The sequence below is a fragment of the Sporocytophaga myxococcoides DSM 11118 genome (genome assembly GCF_000426725.1).
GTDB classification, from domain to species: Bacteria; Bacteroidota; Bacteroidia; order Cytophagales; family Cytophagaceae; genus Sporocytophaga; species Sporocytophaga myxococcoides.
This window is the reverse complement of the sequence record NZ_AUFX01000006.1, coordinates 220671-239559: the sequence shown is the minus strand read 5'-3', so window position 1 is coordinate 239559 and position 18889 is coordinate 220671. Positions and strand designations below refer to the sequence as shown.

The window sequence follows — 18889 nt, the reverse complement described above, 5'->3', positions numbered from 1 at the left end:
TGAAATTTTTTAAATAAAAAATGTTCACCTTCCAATTTGGCGAATTGTATACTACACTAGAAACTGAAAAAGGTAAACAGTGTATATTTTTTCCTAGGCTATTATTTATGCTGTTGACTTTTAGAAAAGGTTTTGTTTGGTATTAATTAAACTTAACATCATGAAAAAAACACAACTATCAAAAGTCATTTTTCTTCTTTGGTTATCCATATTACCCTTTTATTCAAAAGGTCAATATGCAATGGAGAAGCTTAATAGAGGAGTAGTTTCTGTTCGTTCTGGTAACAATAATTTTGTTAGCTGGCGTTGGCTCGGAACAGAAGATAATATTACATTTAACTTGTATCGAAACGGTACTAAGGTGAATACAACTCCATTAACTGTTACGAACTACACAGATAATGGTGCTCCTGCAAATGCCCAATACAATGTAAAAGCTGTTGTCGGTGGAATAGAACAAGCCGCATCAGAGACAGCAGCAACATGGGGACAGAACTACTTATCCGTGCCGATACAAGCACCATCTGGGTCGTATAATGCTAATGACTGCAGCATTGCTGACGTTGATGGAGATGGTATTTATGAAATTTTATTAAAATGGGATCCATCCAATGCTAAGGATAACTCTCAGTCAGGTGTAACTGATGTAGTTTATATAGATTGTTACAGATTGAATGGTACAAGATTATGGAGGATTAATCTTGGAAGAAATATCAGAGCTGGTGCACACTATACTCAAATGGCTTTTTATGATTTTGATGGGGATGGTAAAGCAGAGTTCATGTGTAAGACTGCTGATGCCACTGTTGACGGTACAGGTAAAGTAATCGGAAATGCCAATGCAGATTACAGAAATAGTGGTGGATATATATTGACCGGACCTGAATATCTTACCGTTTTTAACGGTCTTACTGGTGCAGCAATGGCAACAGCCAATTATGTACCTGCAAGAGGAAATGTAGGCTCTTGGGGAGATACATATGGAAACAGAATTGATCGCTTCAGAGTTGGAGTAGCATACCTCGATGGCAAAAGGCCTACAGCTCTTTTCGGAAGAGGTTACTATACAAGACTTGTTATGGCTGCCTGGGATTGGAGAGACGGAAAACTAACCAACAGATGGACTTTTGACAGTAATACTTCTGGAAACGGAGCTTATGCTGGGCAAGGTAATCATAGCCTTAGTGTTGCAGATGTGGATAACGATGGTAAGCATGAAATCATTTCAGGTGCTGCAATAATTGATGATGATGGTAAGCCGTATTATACAACTGGTAATGGTCATGGAGATGCAGGGCACGTTTCTGATTTTGACCCATCAACGCCAGGTATTGAAGTAGTGAATATTCAAGAAAGGTTTGATGATGAAGGTATTTATATGTACAATGCCACAAGTAAAAGACAAATATGGGCTATTCCTTCTGTTGCTGCTGGGGCTGATGGCGAAGGTCCAGGAAGAGGTGTTTGTGCTGATATTTCGGCATCATCTCCCGGAGCTGAATCATGGGCAGCTGGCGCTGGTGTAACAGGTGTATTCAATACCAAAGGTCAAAGAACAGGTTTGCCTACACCTTCTTCATGTAACTTTCTTTCCTGGTGGGATGGAGACTTGCTTAGAGAATTATTAAATGGTACTTCTATTACAAAATACCAGGGTAGCACTTTGTTGAATGCTTCTGGTTGTGCATCAAACAACGGAACTAAATCAACTCCTTGTTTAAGCGGTGACATCCTTGGTGACTGGAGAGAAGAGGTAATATTCAGAACATCAGATAACAAAGCATTAAGAATTTATACAACTAATATTCCTACCAACTATAAAATCAGAACGTTGGTGCATGATCCGCAATATCGAGTTGCGTTGGCTTGGCAGAATGGTGCTTATAACCAGCCTCCTCACGTAAGCTTCTTTTTAGGTGATAAAATGGCTGAACCTGCAAAGCCGAATATTACCATTGTCGGAGCTCAGAATCCTCAAAATCAATTGCCGACTGTTTCTTTAACAGCTCCTGCTAACAACTCAAACTATCTCGCTCCAGCTTCGATTAATATATCGGCTAATGCAAATGATGCTGACGGAACAATAAGCTCTGTCTCTTTCTACAATGGAACTACTCTGATTGGCTCTGACGCTACAGCTCCTTATTCCTTTAGCTGGACTAATGTAGCAGCAGGTTCTTATTCGATTACTGCAGTTGCTACGGATAATGCAGGAGGTACTGCTACTTCGGGCGCCGTAGCGGTGACTGTAAGTTCTACACCAGTTGCTTCCTTCAAAGTGCAAGGTGAATCAGCTTGTTCAGTTGATGGTGTTTCAAATGAAAGTACCAACACTGGATTTAATGGAACTGGTTACGCAAATGTTAATAATGCAGTTGGAAGCAAAGCAACCTGGGCAGTTTCAGCAAGTGCTGGAGGGAATATTAGTCTGACTATACGGTTTGCAAACGGCACAACTGCAAACAGAACTATGTCGCTTAGTATAAATGGTGTTACTCAGATAGCTTCAGTAAGCTTTACCGGTTCGGGAGCATGGACAACATGGAATACCGCTATAGTTCAGATTCCTGTTTCTCAAGGAAATAATTTGATCACTTTAACTTCTTTAACAGAAAACGGAGGTCCTAATATTGATGAACTTACATTTGCTTCTGAAAATATAACAGCAGGACAATGTAATGCTACTCTGAATCAGCCTCCATCTATCAATCTGACTTCACCTCCGTCTAACGAAGAATATGCAGCGCCGGCAACTATCACCTTATCAGCCTCAGCTAGTGATAATGATGGTTCTGTGACAAAGGTGGAATTCTTCAATGGTTCAACATTAGTCGCAACTGATATTACAGCTCCTTATTCGTTTTTCTGGACAAATCTTACTGCAGGTGTTTATAATATTACTGCTAAAGCAACCGATAACCAAGGAGCTTCAACTACTTCTTCTGCTATTTCAATCAATGTGAAATCAATTAACAATTCTCAGGAAAGTATTACTGGTCCTTCTTGCAGTGTGCCTAATACGACAATCACTTTAGAAGTAAGTTCTTCATTAAGAAACGGAGCAACAGCATACTCATGGTGGACAAACGGGTATAGTAAGAGCTTAAACGCTGAATCAGGAACTGTTTATAAAGCAAATCTTGAAACCGGAGAACACTATACCGGTGGAGATGTTTGTGTGGGGATTAGTTATAACATCCCTCCTTACTACGCTTCTTATTGCAAGAAAGTGGATGTTTGTGCTGCTCCGGCTAGCCGTTCTTTACGCATAGAATCTATAGCTCCGGTAGGACCTAATCCATCTATAGGAGCTTTCAATTTAACTGCTCTTGACGATATTGAAACTTTATTAGTATCGAATTCTAATGGAATTGAAGTGTTCAGATATGGAAAAGTTATAAAGGGGGACCTATTAGAATTTGGAAGCTCTCTTGATACTGGTTTGTATACTTTAACTATTGTTTATTCTTCAGGAAAAGTTGAGGTAATAAGATTGCAAAAGTTGTAATTATATTTTAATGGGGATTTTTTTAAATAAGTAAGCCACTGATATCAGTGGCTTTACTTTTATAAACCTTAAGAATAAAGAAAAAGAAAACCCTGATATTCGGGGTTACTTTTTTCTAATATCTTTCTATATAATATTGATATTATGTTTTCTGCATTCCTCAACCATCTCGTCAGGCCATATGCTTGATTGAACTTCTCCTATATGCGCTTTCTTTAAAAGATACATACATAGTCTTGACTGACCTATTCCACCTCCGATACTTTGTGGAAGTTCTCCGTTAAGAAGCATTTTGTGCCACATGAGGTCTGCTCGGTTCTCACAGCCGGCAATCTCCAATTGCTTTTTCAATGCTGTTTTATTTACTCTGATGCCCATTGAAGATAATTCAAATGATCTTTGTAAAACGGAGTTCCAGACAACGATATCTCCGTTTAATCCTTTGAATCCGTTTTCAGATTCTGTGCTCCAATCGTCGTAATCCGGGGCTCTTCCATCGTGTTTCTGACCATTCTTTAAAGCTCCTCCAATCCCGATAATAAATACAGCACCATACTCTTTTGCAATTCTGTCTTCTTTTTCTTTAGAGCTTAAGTCAGGATATTTTTCCAATAACTCTTCGCTATGAATAAAATGAATATGCTCAGGAAGCTCCGGATTTAATTCTGGATATTCTTCGCATAGCAGATATTCAGTACGCTTCATTGCAGTATAAATCTGAGTAACTGTCTTTTTAAGGAAATTGATATCCCTGTCATTGTCCGACATTACCCTTTCCCAGTCCCATTGGTCAACATAAAGAGAGTGAATATTGTCAAGATCTTCATCAGGACGGATGGCGTTCATGTCAGTATAAAGTCCGAAACCTGTAGGAAATTCCAATTTAGCCAGCATCATCCTTTTCCATTTCGCAAGCGAATGAACTATTTCAGCAGGAGTCTCTTTCATGAATTTTATTGGGAAGGTAACTGGCCTTTCAATTCCATTCAGGTCATCATTAATGCCTGTTCCTTTAAGGACGAATAAAGGAGCAGTAACCCTTCTGAGTCTTAATTCTGAGGCTAACTGATGTTCAAAAGTATCCTTGATAAGCTTGATAGCTTTTTCTGTCTTTTTAAGATTAAGGATTGGATCGTAGTTTTTGGGTATAAAAAGGTGATTCAGCATTTTGTTATTTTATAGCAATGTAAAAGTATAAATTCTTATGCTTTTATACGCATACTTAATTTTGATCAAGAGTCAGGGTTTATACTGATAGGGTTGCTGTTTTAGATTCTATAAGTGATAACACATTTGAAAAAAAATGAGTTTTAAATTGATCAACAAACAAATTAAAGTTTTAGTATATGACAAAGGAACAGCAATGGTAATGTTATTGCTATTCCTTGTATTTCAGAATAATTAGGTTTGAGAAGGGAAGTTGGGCTTACTTATTTATTTAAAGAAATTATCTGGTAGGCCATGATTGTAATGCCACAAATGGAATCTTACCTGCAATGGATGCCATGGATAAAGCTGGGCTTCCGATGAATTTTGTCTCACCCCAGCACCAAATCCACACCAGATATGATTCACCTCCTGTCATTGCAAAATAACTTTCAGCTGCAGATGTACTGCTAAGATAAGTAGAGGATTCGGATTCATTCGAGAAGCCAGCTCCAACCAAGGTATTGTTCCATAGTTTAGCTCTATTGTCCAGAAGGGGTTGGCCAGATTTAACATCATAAATCATAACTCCTATTCCTCCGTTAGTGCTCGCATATCCACTGTTTATGATCCAGTTGAACCAGGAGAAGGTAACTGGAACATATGCAGTAAAACGACCTATGACATTTTGTAATGGAGATATAAATATTCCAATAGCTGCTGCGACTTGGCCGTTAAATGGTGCTATCCCGAATTCTCCTGTGCTTGGATGAGCATATCCTATGGCTCCGTTTGTCCAATCTATATCATAGGGTGGTCCCATTATGTTATATCGCTCATCAATTCTCAGCATGTATCGGGCTCTTTCCTCTACATCGGTATGTTCTTCTTTGAGCTTTTGGCGATGTAGTTCATGTTCGTTAAGGGCCAGTTCTTCCAAGGATTTAAAATCAGGAGCGCTCAGTTCCATATTATCAATAATAGGAGTTTTATATGGTTCTGAAATCTTAGTAACGAGATGTGCTCGTTTATTTTCTATTTCTGCTTTTTGTTTGAACTCTTGTGAAATTTTTTCTTCAAAAGAAATTATTGAACCTTTTATCTCTTCCTTTGTAGGAGATACTCTCTGCAATAACTCACTAACATCCGTTAACATATAACCTCCTTCCGGTTTCTTTTAGTTTTAAAACCTAAAAATCAGAATCTTAGTTTGTTCGTTTTGATTATGGATGTTATTAGAAGAATTTATGTTTAAAGGATAGAATAAGTATTGTAGGTGGAACTTAAGCATTTTATGTATTTGCCAAAAAGTATTGTATTCAAGCCAATTAAACCTCATCCCTAACCCTTCTCCTGAAGGAGAAGGGAACAGTCGACGATAAGATTGAATTAACAGCGATTAGAACTAATAACATACACATTAAAGTCCCTCTCCTTCAGGAGAGGGATTTAGGATGAGGTCTTTTAAAGTTTTAGCTAATGTGACGACTATCGTCAACGGGAATTAAATGGCTAATCCTATTAATTTTTAATGAATTTGAGTGTTGCAGAGTGATCAGCACCTTCAGGTATTACCTGGAAGTAATAAACTCCCTCTGGATAGTCAGATACAGGTATAGAATAATCTTTTAAATTCGAATCAAAGTAGATAGCTTTCTCTGATATCATCTGACTAAGATTATTATATATCTTTATCGTATATCTTTTACCACCTTCTTCATTAATATTTATGTTAACTAAATCTCTGGAAGGGTTAGGGTATAAGTTGATATTGATTGACTTATTTCCATCATGCCATTTTGATATTGAAGAAACAATTCCCGGTACTACTTCTATATAGTCCCATGTTGCACTGAAAGTCTTTCCTGATCCGTTTGATGTAGCAATAATACCTACAGCAAGAGCGGTGTCACTTTTTTGAATTGCACCGAGCAGTCTACCTGTTGTCTCAATAGGATCAAAGCTATAGATATTTTTGTTAACCTCATACTTGGGAAATACCATACCAGATGATGGATCTACTGCAAAGTAGAAAGTAATAAGCTTTGATTGTACGCCCCCTTCAGGAAGGTCTTTCTGAAAGGAATTGCTTGTACCATTTGCTTCTCTCAATACCTGAATACCTCCTTTGCCTCCATTTGAATTATAAACAATTTTTATATAATTATCCTGATCCCCATATCCCATAAAGGCTCCCTGTGATTGATAATCTACTGGGGTAACACCATTAAAGTAATTCGGTAATATCCCTGCTTTAATTAGGAATGGTCCGGTATTCTTGTCAACGTTGACTCCGAACTGGAAAGCATATTTTTGTGTATTGAGTGGCCCGGCAGCATCGCCTTCCGGAATCTCTTCAACTGTTAATGCACCAACAGCTCCACCCGCAATTATTTTATCCGGATCAAAGAGTTTGTTGTATGCATCTACTCCATTGCTCATAAGTCCTGTAAAGCCTAATCCGAAGAGACCTGTACCTGGGTCATTGTTAAATAAATTATAATGGGTAGGGATAGCAGTAGTGAGACCGTTTTGAGAATCTAAAGCATATAAGTCGAGAATATCTTTGACGTTATCATTGTCATCATCTTCATCATAGTTGTCGCTTATTCCATCATTGTCTGTATCAGATGGTTTGTCAACGGCATTACAAGGGTCTGTTCCGCTAATGCTTTCTTCATAGTTTGAAAAACCATCGTGGTCGTCATCTAAGACTTGATCTGTTGTATCCCCTGTACAAACGACATCTTCTGGTTCAAGGATTGTAATGAGGTGAGATCCGTAAGTTGCAATCCACACTGTCCCTTCAAAAGGCTCATCGTCGCCCTGAGCAATTATATCCAGAGGTTTGTCTCCGAATCCACTTGCAAAAGGCTTGTCAAGATTAACTCTGTTTGCTGTTTTACTATTTAATACATTGCCTGCGTCATCAAGCTTTATCCGTGCTATAGTGCCGTCGAAGCAGGCTGCAAGAATATCACCGTAAAGCGGATTTTTAGAGTAAGTGTATTCGCATAGTCCATTTGTAGAAGTGTTGAAGTAGATTAGTCCTTTGTCTTTTGCTGTACCCGGATTGTGAAACTCACCTTCTTGGGGATTAGCCATATCTAAAGGTACAGGAGGCCAGTCAACAGGTAAGGGAAGACTTGTATCTGAATTATCATTTCTCCATCCTTTATGATCTCCGTATACAGAATGCCACCCTGCATTTTTCGGGTTAGCTCTGATAGGGTTCGGATGTCCTGCGTAATAGGATCCTGGAATATAACTGTCTATATGTCCTATATATTCCAATCCATCAAGATTTTCAACTGCACTTGATCCAGGCTCTCCTTCTGGGTATTTATTGGTATATGAAACTCCATCTTGCTCCAGGACAGGATAACCTCCCCATGTTCTGTTTGCTCCATTGTCAATGCTATATATTCTGCCTTTTCTTATGGCTGATTTAGTTATTAATATATCATAAGCAGCCCTGAAACCTGTAGCAAATATTTGTACAGGACCATTGGGGACAATCTTTGCCTGGTTGAGCCCGTTGTTTCCTCCCCAGGGATCATTCACATCAGTTCCATCAGGTTTATTGGGTCTGGTTGGATCATCAAGTGTGGGAATGTCATATCTATATGGGTTCTGACCACTTTCATCGATTTTAAGTGGCATAGCTTCTATTGCACTCAGGTCGATTGATAATACAGCTGCAGAAAGGGCGTATTCACTGATATAGGTAAAAGTCATTGATGGAGCTCCCGCATTCGTAAAGCCTCCCACAATCATGATTATTTTCCCATCATGAAGTTGCATGCCATTGGGAGCATGATTTTCCTCTGATCTGGGAAGTCCTCTTACTAGATCAATTTTTTTCCAGACATTTCCTTCTTTATAAAGCTTAGATAGTATTCCTGAATTAGTACAGAGATTCATATCTCCTGCTGAGGCTGCTCCCATTCTATAATCACTGGAAGTTACATAAACTAATGGAGACTCTGCTGTTCCTGCAACCAATAGGCCTGTAGTCTGCCGTTTACCTGCTGTTTGCGCCAATAGCGACCCATCATCATTGTGGTTAGGGATTTTTTTAACAAGATCTATTTTTTCGGTTGCAATAGCAGTATAGTCTTTAGGTCCATTCTTTTGGATAGTAAAAACCTGGACAATGCCGTCCTGCTGACTGACATATAATTTTCCATCTGGCCCAAACTGTAATGATGTTGGGTTTAATACAGTAACTCCTTTTAGATTACTGAAAGAAAAGCTTTGTCCATATATTTTTGTATGTATAATTATAGCATAGAAAAATACATATACGAGTATAAATCTTTTGTCAAATTTGAATGGATTTAACATGGCTGAAGTGTGATATATGGAAGTATAACACGAAGCATTAGAGCGTGTTTAAGTGTTTTTAATATAATTTTAATTTAATTTTATTTGTAGGGAAAACCTTATTTTATAAGGGAAGTAGGGAATGGTGAGTAAATGCCTAAACAAATTTAATTTTACATTTTTATTCTAAACGTTTGTCTACTTATTTTATATGTCCAACCGTAGTTTGTTTGTTTAAGTAAAAAGTATTTATAGAACTTATTAGTATTGTCTCAATACAGGTTTTGTCGACTTAAAAATTATAGTTGCTTATCACTATCGGAAGGGATAAGGGGGATTTCCTGATTCTTCAGCATCTAATTTTACTCTTAGATCAGTCAGGATTATTGTGGAAGTTATTTCATCAAATACAAATGACAAGTTGAAGACTTTCGGAGTTGGAGCAAGGCAGAAATTACAGACCTTCAATTACCACAATGCAGGTCCTTATCTTGTTAAGGAAAGAATGGAAATGATGATTTTAAACTTTTTAAAAGTTACAGTAAGTTTCCTCTTTTGTTTAAATGGTCTTAAAAAAATTCTCCTTTTAGAAAATAATACCTGCTAGTTGTTTTGCTGTGTTAGTTCAAACAAAAAAAGGATCGCACTTATATGCGATCCTTTTATATCTGAAAATAGGTATGTCTGAATTGACTTTATTACTTAAAAGTTATTATTGCTTTACCACACGGTTTTGGTAAATAACTTTATTGTTGTTCATAACACGAACCTGATAAACGGAATTATTCAGGTTGCTTAGGTTTATGCTTGTTACATTGTTCTGTATATTCTCAGACAATACTCTTTGTCCTGTCATATCATATACTTCAATAGTAGCATTATCAAGGGCTATGTCTTTTTGTAAGTAGAATACATCTGTTGCCGGATTAGGATGTATGCTGATAGTCTGAATATTTACAGATGAACTATTGCCTGTTATTAAAGCACCCTTGCCTGAATCATCTATCCAGTTTGAGCTTGTACCTGCAAGTGTGAAATTATTTAACGTTCCGCTATTCTCATTCCCGGAAACGTCGGTCAAAGTGGTACTCTCGTTGTTATTTTCGTTAGGTCTTCCATCATTAAAATCATAGTAAGCGATTAAAGATTCTTGTGGAACAACAGGTTTGTAATCCATATCTTCCTGAATTTGAGCTTCTGTGCGGCTTACATTCCAGATCTTTACTTCGTCCATGGTTCCATCAAGAAAATTATTCAGATTTCTTTCTCCTCCGATTAGGATAGGGCTGACAACAGGATTTTCAGTCAGAAGAAGAAGGTCTTCATCAGTATAGTCGCCTTCGATATTGCCATCTACGTATAACTTTATGTTTGCTCCATCTATGCTTACAGCAATGTGATGCCATGCACCGGGCAGTTCAGTTGCTCCCAAATAAGATTTTGTTACAGGTAATCCTTCAGATAATGGAATTGCATGGATCTCGTGCCTTAGTATCCCCTCGGATGTCATTGTCAGTTGTATAAAGGGGACACTATTATCAGTTACTACTGTTGAACTTGTAATAATTCCGTCCCAATCGCCTGGGGTGTTTATGTTTACCCATACTTCTATAGTTGATGGGTTGCCAATGGTGATATTATTGTTTGTCTGAACATAGTCATCGATTCCATCAAAATTAAGGGATTGAGCATTGGTAGTTAATGCGCCTACTAAAAGTGGCAATGATAGTAAAAGTTTCTTCATGTTGTTAATGTTAAATGTGCTGAATACTAGTTGAGTAAATTAAAGTGATATATAATTATATATCATTCCTTTATTGTTATAGAAAGCCTTGTAGTCGTTAATTATCTTTTCTGTTTCATAAATATGGGCCATCAAAATGTACATGGCAGTCTCAAACGTGTGACAGTTAAAGAAGTTTCCTGATGTTCATATAAGGGTAGGTTAAAAATATATCACATTATATAGGTGCCATCGATTTAACGACGGCACCTATTATATTACTTAATCCAGCTTTAAGAAAAAACAACTAGTGGATCTATTCCCCTTATCTTCATATTCTAAACTACAAAATATACCTTTTGAATAAGGAGAAAATTTAAATTCAAACGGGCCAATAGAATGGGGCAGAAAAATTTTATGAAGGCGGATTTGACCACCAATCGTATTTATGACTAAAAGATCATAACTATCGTTCCCAGCATAAGTCCCAAAATAAATTTTTTGGTTGTACAAACTAATATCGTCGGGTAAAGATTTATAACTTAAAACAAGAGAATCATTCTGAAAGATATTTACTGAAGAAGATTCTAAATTTCTCTTTACTTCAAAGATCTCTCCTGTTTTAATATCACAAATAGCATTGCTATCTAATAACATAACGCTTGAGTCCTTGATTGCCAGAAGCCCTTCAACCGAATTTATTAATATAGTACTATCAGAGTAATAGGAATTTGAAATTAATTATTAATAAAATCGATTGTTCTTGTGTCAAATTTTAAACTTAATTCATATTGCTTTACTAGATCATGATTGAATATTGTAAACCCATATCCCTTTCCTATTGAAGCTATAGAAACATTTTCAGGTGATGAAATCAAAAATCTATGGACTTGACAACCTGAAGACTTATCAAATTTATCAGAACTACAAGGAGATTGCCTTTCAATAAGATTATTAATGGAAACGGAAGAAACTATATAACCTGAATCCTGATCAAATTTATTTAAAACTAAATCTTCATTACCTTGAGCGTCGAGATCCGAACTAATGGAATAAATAAATCTTCCATCAAATGAATATCCTGAAATTAATTGGCTCAAGGAACTCGCTTCCTCATCATTATCCAGAAGAGCACTTTGTCTATTAATAAAATCTATAAGAAGCCTTATGGTATCTTTTCTTGTCTCACTCAAATCATAATCGTTGCCGTTAAGCCGAACTATATCTTTATTAGATTCAATCTGTTTATCTTCTCTGATTCTATCGGAATTTTTACACCCAATAATAGTTGTCATCAAAAAAAAGAATAGGGTTAATTTAGATTTTATGTTATTCATTTGAGATTGGATTCATTTTGACAAGGTAGCAGTAAGATATAATTTTTTAAATCAGCAGGACTATTATTGCTACTGTTTTAAAAAAAAGAAGGCCTGATGGGGTGATCTTTCTAAACTATAATTCAAAACATACATCCTGGGAGTCACATCTTCTTAACCAATTCGCTTTGCTCCAACTGTCTTCTGTTACCACTTTTCATTCAAGATTTGTATCCTGGCAGAGGAAGCTAACCCGAATCTCCGAGCTTTTAACTCAAACCTCCGAGCTTTTGACTCGAATCTCCGAGCTTTTGACTCGAATCTCCGAGCTTTTATCTCAAACCTCCGAGCTTTTGACTCGAATCTCCGAGCTTTTAACTCAAATCTCCGAGCTTTTGACTCGAATTTCCGAGCTTTCAATCCGAATCTCCGAGCTTTTAACTCAAATCTCCGAGCTTTTGACTCGAATTTCCGAGCTTTCAATCCGAATCTTTGAGCTTTTGACTCGAATCTTCAAGCTTTTAGCTAAATCTCGAAGCTTTTAACTCAGAACTCCGAGCTTAGAACTTCAATTTTCGAACTTTGGGTTTCGAATCTTGGTCTTTGGGCTCTGATTTTTACATTTTAAGGAGAGAATTGATAGGCCTTAAGCAGAAACCTATAAATTTGTGACCTTGTTGAAGTTTGATAATAGAGATTTTTAGGATTAAATATGAGTAAAAAAACAACATATAAGGCTGCATCATCGGTAGCAAAAACCATTGAGAAACATTTTGCCCATCAACTTTCTGCTGCCCGAATGAGAGGAGATACTAATCTTGCCGCAGAGCCGACTGTGAAAATGGTAGAGACAATGATTGATACGGCATTCTGGGCAAGTTTGAGAAGGGAGGAAGGTAATTCCACCAAAATTTCCATTGCATTTTTGCCACCGGAGCAGGTGGGTGTACCAATTCTTTTCGAACAGAAGATGGCGTTTACCGCATTTCATCTTACAAAATTGTCCTTAGGAGTAGAACGTCCCGGGGTACATTTGGGAGTGTGGCATGAAAATGATCAGTTGTATATCTGGGGAACGACGCTTAAGATTCCGAATCTTTGCTTTGTGCTTGATGTAAGTGAACCAGGGATATTGGTTATCAAACACAGAAGGGTACATGGTTTTGGTAAATTTGCCAACGTTGCTGTCCTTATTGGAGATCAGGTCAAAATCATTGATGAAAACAGCGCCAATCATCCTGATTGTCCTGAACTTTTAAAATATCTTTTGGGCTATACAGTTCCTCATTCCTGGAGTGATTCAATGAATGTGCTGGTTCAGTTGGCCGTTTCGATGAGAGCACATCGTCATGGCGGTTCTCTTCTTGTAGTTCCTTCTGTAAATGATGACTGGCGAAAGTCGATTTTGCATCCAATTAAATATTCCATTGCTCCGCCTTATTCAGGTCTTTCGGATCTCATGAGTAAGGATGTAGATGTGCGTTCGGAAGTAATTTGGCAAGGAGCTTTGCGTACTGAGGTTGAAACCCTTGCTGGTTTAACTGCTGTAGATGGAGCAACTATTATTAATGATAAATATGAACTCTATGCTTTTGGTGCTAAAATAGGAAGGTCTGTTGGTAATGCCAGAGTGGATAAGGTTTATATGAGTGAGCCTATTGTCGGAGGAGGAGCAATTATGATTAATCCATCCAATACAGGTGGAACAAGACATCTTTCAGCAGCTCAGTTTGTCTATGATCAGAAAAACGCTTTAGCTTTTGTTGCTTCTCAGGATGGACACTTTACTATTTTTACCTGGTCGCCAACTGAAGAAGTTGTTCAGGCGCATAAGATTGATACCCTGTTGTTGTAGGTTGATTCGACTTTAAATGTTGATTTGTGAATGAAGTCAGATCAATTAAATGAAAAATCTGGTTTTCGGCATTGTATCATTGATTTGTAAATCAGCATTATTAATCCGAAAATTAAAGATTGGTAAATGTTTTTATAATTAATTTTAACCAAAATCTATTATATGGAAATAACTTTTAGAAATGTTTCAGATGATGATTATGTGTATGTCATCAATAATCTAAACAGCTGGTGGGATGGAAGAGCGATGGCTAGTATGCTTCCTCGTTTATTTTTTAAATATTTTAATGATACAGGTTTTGTTGCTGTTGCAGATGGAAGAGTACTAGGTTTTATTATTGGATTTTTCAGTCAGGAAAATCATAGAGATGCATATGTACATTTTGTAGGAGTAGATCCCGGATATAGAAATTATAAAATTGGAAAGAGGTTGTATGACTTCTTTGTCGATAGGGTACAAGGGGCTGGTGTGGAAAAAATCTATTGTGTAACCTCTCCCTTTAATAAAAACTCAATTGCGTTTCACAAAAGAATTGGTTTTGAAATAATGCCAGGAAGCAATAAGACCGTCGATGGCATAGATTTTTTCAGTAACTACGATGGAGACGGAGAAGACAGAGTTTTATTCGTAAAACACCTGGTCTGACCAAAGTCATATTTTTCTTATAATCACTCTTGCAGGTGCTCCGTCAGAATCTTTTATTTTGACGGGCATGCAAATCATTTCATACAAGCCCGGAATAACATCTTTTAAAAACAGACCTTCGATGATCCATATGTTGTTTCCTAACAATGTTTGATGTACTTCTTTTCCGTTATTCTTTCCTCCTATAGATATATAATCTATTCCGACAATAGATATTTTTTTCTCCTTAAGGTATTGAGCAGCTTCTGAAGAAAGATAAACGTAATCTCTCTTAAACTCTTGCTTAGCCCATTCAGATAAAGAATTTTTAGTTTTGAAAATTACCCTTTCAGTAGGATTGATCTCATATTGCTTTACTTCTTCGAGTGGGATAAATCTGTCGTGTTTGATTTCTATAACCCGTGCAGGTCCTATCATCAGATCTAAAGGAAACATAGATATATCTTTTCCATTTTTTACAAAATGTAAGGGAGCATCCATATGAGTTCCCGTATGAGCACTCATTGAAAGGGTGGTAACGTTGGCTGGCCCACCTTTGTTCATGTCAAAAAGTTTACAAACCGAAACTTCAGGTTCTCCTGGCCAATGAACCATTTTATTTGTCACTGGAGCAGATAGATCAGTCCAGCACTTTGGGTTATTTATTGTCTTCATATAATATTAACCTGAAAGATATAAGACAGTTTTTGGACGGGCTTTTTTGTGTGTTAGTACATGATATCTACCGTGTTATGTGCGGGAAGAACGAATTAAGATATGGATGAGTTCTGTTTTGAGATGGCAGAATTGAATTTGTAAAATATAATTTTATACTGTCAGGTTGGATTGTAAGAAGAAACAAAAGATATATGGCGTCGAGAATAGAGGATTATGGGTTGATAGGGAATTTGAGAACATCTGCGCTAGTGTCAGATACAGGTTCTGTTGACTGGCTTTGTGCACCACGTTTTGATTCGGATGCAATGTTTTCATCACTAATCGGATATGATGAGCATGGTCAGTGGGCATTGAGACCATCTATTGGTGTAAAAGAGTTTAAACAAAGGTACCGGGGAGATACACTTATCCTTGAAACAGATATTATCTGTGATACCGGTATTGTCAGAAGGACTGAGTTTATGCCTCTTACCGAGGATGGTTCTGAAGTTATCAGGGTTTTGGAAGGAATAGAAGGGGAAGTTCCTATGGAGATGCTTCTTAACGTCAAGTTCGGTTATGGGGCTTATCCACCAATGATAGATGGGGGGGATAGGGAATTTACTCTGATTGCGGGACCAGATGCAATTGTGGTGCGGGGTAACGTTGAGATGAAAAGAAATGACAAAGGGGTAAGCGCTTATTTTAACGTTAAAAAGGGAGATCGCATCGAGTTTCAGATGAGTTGGTATAGCTCCAATTTGCAACCTCCTAAACCACTTGATATTGTTAAAGAATTCAGAGCTACCGAAAACTTCTGGATTGACTGGTCTTCTAGATGTACTTATCGAGGGAAATACAGGGATGCAGTTATGCGTTCATTGATAACCCTCAAAGCATTGATATATGCTCCTACTGGAGGTATAGTTGCTGCTCCTACAACATCTTTGCCTGAAGAACTGGGTGGTGTGCGTAACTGGGATTATCGATTCTGCTGGATAAGAGACTCGAGTCTTACATTGCAGGCTCTTATGTTATGTGGATATGCTGATGAAGCAATTGCTTTTCGTGATTGGTTGATACGTGCTGTCGCCGGTGATCCTGAACAGATACAGATCATGTATAATATTGATGGTGGACGAAGGTTAACTGAATTTGAATTAGAATATTTACCTGGTTATGAAAACTCTAAACCTGTCCATATAGGTAATGCAGCTTCTGGTCAGTTTCAGCTGGATATTTTCGGAGAGGTACTTAATGCCTTGTACTTGGCTTCCAAAATGGGTATGCCTAGGAAAGAAGAATCAACCAGAACATTAAGAAGAATTGTGAATCATTTAACCACAATATGGCAGTACCCGGATGATGGTATATGGGAGGTGAGAGGCGGTCGCCGACACTTTACTCATTCTAAGGTAATGGCTTGGGTAGCTGTAGACAGGGTTGTTAAGTATATTGATGAGAATCCTGATATAGAATTTGATCCTTCTCTTCTGTCACATTTACGTACTCTTCGTGAAAGAATCCATGAAGAAGTCAGCCAGCGTGGATTTCATAAAGGAGTTAATGCATTTACACAGTCTTATGGCGCAGAGGTGCTTGATGCAAGTGTGTTGCTTATACCTCACTATGGTTTCTTACCTGCGAATGATCCTAAAATTAAAGGAACAGTAGAGGCGATTGAGAATACATTGTTAAGAGATGGATTCGTTCTTCGCTACGAAAACCAAAAGGCTGGTGATGGTTTACCTGGCTCTGAAGGAGCATTTCTGGCATGTAGTTTCTGGTTGGTAGACAATTATTTTATGGTGGGGAGAAAAAAAGAAGCTGAAGAGCTTTTTGATAAATTACTCTCACTCAGAAATCATTTAGGCCTTCTGGCAGAAGAGTTTGAGCCATCTGTTAAAAGACAGATCGGCAACTTCCCTCAGGCCTTTTCTCATCTTGCTTTAATTGCTTCTGCTCACCTTTTAACGACAGGAGTTGATGATGGTAATACAATTGGTATAAGTGCAATGCCAATAAAAGAAGAAGAGGTAGTTAGATAGTTAGATAGTTTTGGTCATATTAGTTGATCTGAAATGCCGGACGAATCATTTGTATGATATTCGTCCGGTATTTTTTTGTAAAGTAAAATTTTATTTTTTTAAAGTATTCATATAGAGCTTGTATGTACGAATGGGGATAAAAAAGACGATCGTTTTTAAATGTATTGCGTAAATTCGATATTCAATTATTTTAGTATCAATTAAATTTCTATTTATCATGAAAAGAATTTATTTATTTTTTCTGCTATGCCTGTTAACCTTTTCGTCTTTTGCAGGGGGAAACAACATGATCGGTCTTACTAGTAAAAAGAGTAATGATGATGGCATGATCAGTAAGGGTTTTTATTGGAATCTGGGTATAGGTTTCCCTTCTTATAAATCAGTTGATTATCCAGAATTTAAGCGTCAAAGTCAAGGCATTCAGTTCACATTGGAGGCAGGTAATCAGTGGATGTTCGTTAAGAATGACCGTTTCGGATTCGGAATGAACGTAAGCTGGCTGACTATAGGTGGAAGTACTTATAAGTTTGAAAATGCAGATTTTAATGTTTATGATATTAATCTTGGGCTTTTAAGATTTGGTCCGATGGCTTCTGTAGGCTTCGGTGACAACATAGCAGTTGATGTGTTTTTTAATCTTAATCCAACAGTAAAATACAACTTTTGGTCTTCTGGTCAGTTTGAAAGTAATACCTTGCTTTATGGAGCTACATGGACTCCTGGTGTAAAATTCAGATTTAAAAAATTTGCTGTTGGTTTTGAAAATAGCTTTGGCCGACTTAAAGTGGTTGATTTAGATAATTCAGATGCTGAGGATGGTAAAATATCTTATATGAACCCAAGAATCCTGTTAGGAATGAAGTTTTAATAAAAGAAGATAAAAGCATTTTAAAAGAGGGAGTTGATTCTGTGTCAATTCCCTCATTTATTTTATATGGCTTTTATTAACCATTGTTAATATTTTTTTGATTGTTTTCTTTAAATTAGTACTTACAATTATTTTTAAACTGAAGATTCATTTTTGTTTATTATGAAGAGGTTCTGTTTTGTTTTATCGTTCCTTTTAATTGCAATATCATCAATTGCAGGAGATCAGTTGATAGGTCTTAACAGCCGTGTTAAAGGCAATGATATGTTTAGTGATGGAGTTTACCTGCATTTTGGAATTGGAATGCCACAGCTTGACTATCTGGGTCAAGGTAAACAATTTCAAGGATTACAACCTTCTTTTGAGTTTGGAAGTCAATTTTTATTCTCTAAGAAAAGTAACGTAGCTATTGGTGCAAACTTTAGTTGGGTTACAATAGCGACCAGTATTCGGGATGGGGAAGATATTTTTGGCTGGGATGTAAACTTTGGTCTTATAAGATTCGGACCAATGGTTTCAGTTAAACTAGATGAAAACAGTGCATTTGATTTCTTCTTTAACCTTAGTCCGACTGCTAAATTTAATTTTTTTAGCTATGATGATCAGGGATATACTTATTTGTATTATGGAGCCCTTTGGGTTCCGGGTCTTAAATTCAGGTATAAAAAACTTGTAGTAGGTGCTGAAGTTAATTTCGGTACACTTTTTATTGATGACCTTGATAAAGATGAAGATCCCGTCCACGACAGAGCTTCGTATGTTAATCCAAGACTTTTTGTAGGATTAAAATTTTAAAAGCTATATGATATTATAGAAGT

Annotated in this window: 13 protein-coding genes; 6 read left to right on the top strand and 7 right to left on the bottom strand. The window is 37.1% G+C overall.

All coding sequences use genetic code 11. The annotated features are described in order from the left end of the window. The first annotated feature begins 160 nt into the window (after positions 1 to 160). Positions 161 to 3508: a rhamnogalacturonan lyase family protein gene (locus K350_RS32525; RefSeq protein ID WP_162144153.1), complete on the top strand. Its 3348-nt coding sequence runs from the start codon at positions 161 to 163 to the stop codon at positions 3506 to 3508. A gap of 126 nt (positions 3509 to 3634) precedes the next feature. On the opposite strand, the gene asnA is transcribed toward K350_RS32525, so the two are convergent. The 6 genes from asnA to K350_RS0109555 form a co-directional block, all read right to left on the bottom strand. Beyond that, complete coding sequence (gene asnA, locus K350_RS0109585; protein WP_211236731.1) at positions 3635 to 4675, bottom strand: aspartate--ammonia ligase; 1041 nt, start codon at positions 4673 to 4675, stop codon at positions 3635 to 3637. A gap of 280 nt (positions 4676 to 4955) precedes the next feature. Beyond that, entirely contained in the window at positions 4956 to 5810 is an 855-nt protein-coding gene (locus tag K350_RS0109580) for a hypothetical protein (RefSeq protein WP_028979729.1), read from the bottom strand. A gap of 365 nt (positions 5811 to 6175) precedes the next feature. After that, the gene (locus K350_RS0109575) at positions 6176 to 9001 is read right to left on the bottom strand and encodes a T9SS type A sorting domain-containing protein (protein WP_028979728.1); all 2826 of its coding nucleotides are present in this window, start codon (positions 8999 to 9001) and stop codon (positions 6176 to 6178) included. 691 nt (positions 9002 to 9692) lie between these two features. Further along, positions 9693 to 10724 carry a T9SS type A sorting domain-containing protein gene (locus K350_RS0109565; RefSeq protein WP_028979726.1) on the bottom strand — a complete coding sequence of 344 codons (1032 nt, stop codon included), beginning with the start codon at positions 10722 to 10724 and terminating at the stop codon, positions 9693 to 9695. Positions 10725 to 10985: 261 nt separating this feature from the next. Further along, entirely contained in the window at positions 10986 to 11360 is a 375-nt protein-coding gene (locus K350_RS0109560; RefSeq protein ID WP_028979725.1) for a hypothetical protein, read from the bottom strand. 80 nt (positions 11361 to 11440) lie between these two features. Further along, a complete protein-coding gene (locus K350_RS0109555) occupies positions 11441 to 12040 on the bottom strand; it encodes a hypothetical protein (protein ID WP_156026985.1) in 600 nt (199 codons plus the stop codon). A 691-nt stretch (positions 12041 to 12731) separates the two neighbouring features. On the opposite strand from K350_RS0109555, the gene K350_RS0109545 reads away from it, so the two are divergent. Beyond that, entirely contained in the window at positions 12732 to 13874 is a 1143-nt protein-coding gene (locus tag K350_RS0109545) for a putative sensor domain DACNV-containing protein (protein ID WP_028979722.1), read from the top strand. Between the two features lie 162 nt (positions 13875 to 14036). Then, entirely contained in the window at positions 14037 to 14519 is a 483-nt protein-coding gene (locus K350_RS0109540) for a GNAT family N-acetyltransferase (protein ID WP_028979721.1), read from the top strand. Between the two features lie 6 nt (positions 14520 to 14525). Here K350_RS0109540 and K350_RS0109535 read toward each other — a convergent pair whose 3' ends face one another. After that, positions 14526 to 15173, bottom strand: coding sequence for a cyclase family protein (locus tag K350_RS0109535; RefSeq protein WP_028979720.1), 648 nt, complete (start codon positions 15171 to 15173; stop codon positions 14526 to 14528). 194 nt (positions 15174 to 15367) lie between these two features. On the opposite strand from K350_RS0109535, the gene K350_RS28110 reads away from it, so the two are divergent. The 3 genes from K350_RS28110 (at position 15368) to K350_RS0109520 (ending at position 18866) form a co-directional block, all read left to right on the top strand. After that, positions 15368 to 17203: a glycoside hydrolase family 15 protein gene (locus K350_RS28110; RefSeq protein WP_081670950.1), complete on the top strand. Its 1836-nt coding sequence runs from the start codon at positions 15368 to 15370 to the stop codon at positions 17201 to 17203. A 217-nt stretch (positions 17204 to 17420) separates the two neighbouring features. After that, a complete protein-coding gene (locus K350_RS0109525; RefSeq protein WP_028979719.1) occupies positions 17421 to 18071 on the top strand; it encodes a hypothetical protein in 651 nt (216 codons plus the stop codon). 162 nt (positions 18072 to 18233) lie between these two features. Continuing rightward, the gene (locus K350_RS0109520; RefSeq protein ID WP_028979718.1) at positions 18234 to 18866 is read left to right on the top strand and encodes a hypothetical protein; all 633 of its coding nucleotides are present in this window, start codon (positions 18234 to 18236) and stop codon (positions 18864 to 18866) included. Positions 18867 to 18889: the final 23 nt, after the last annotated feature.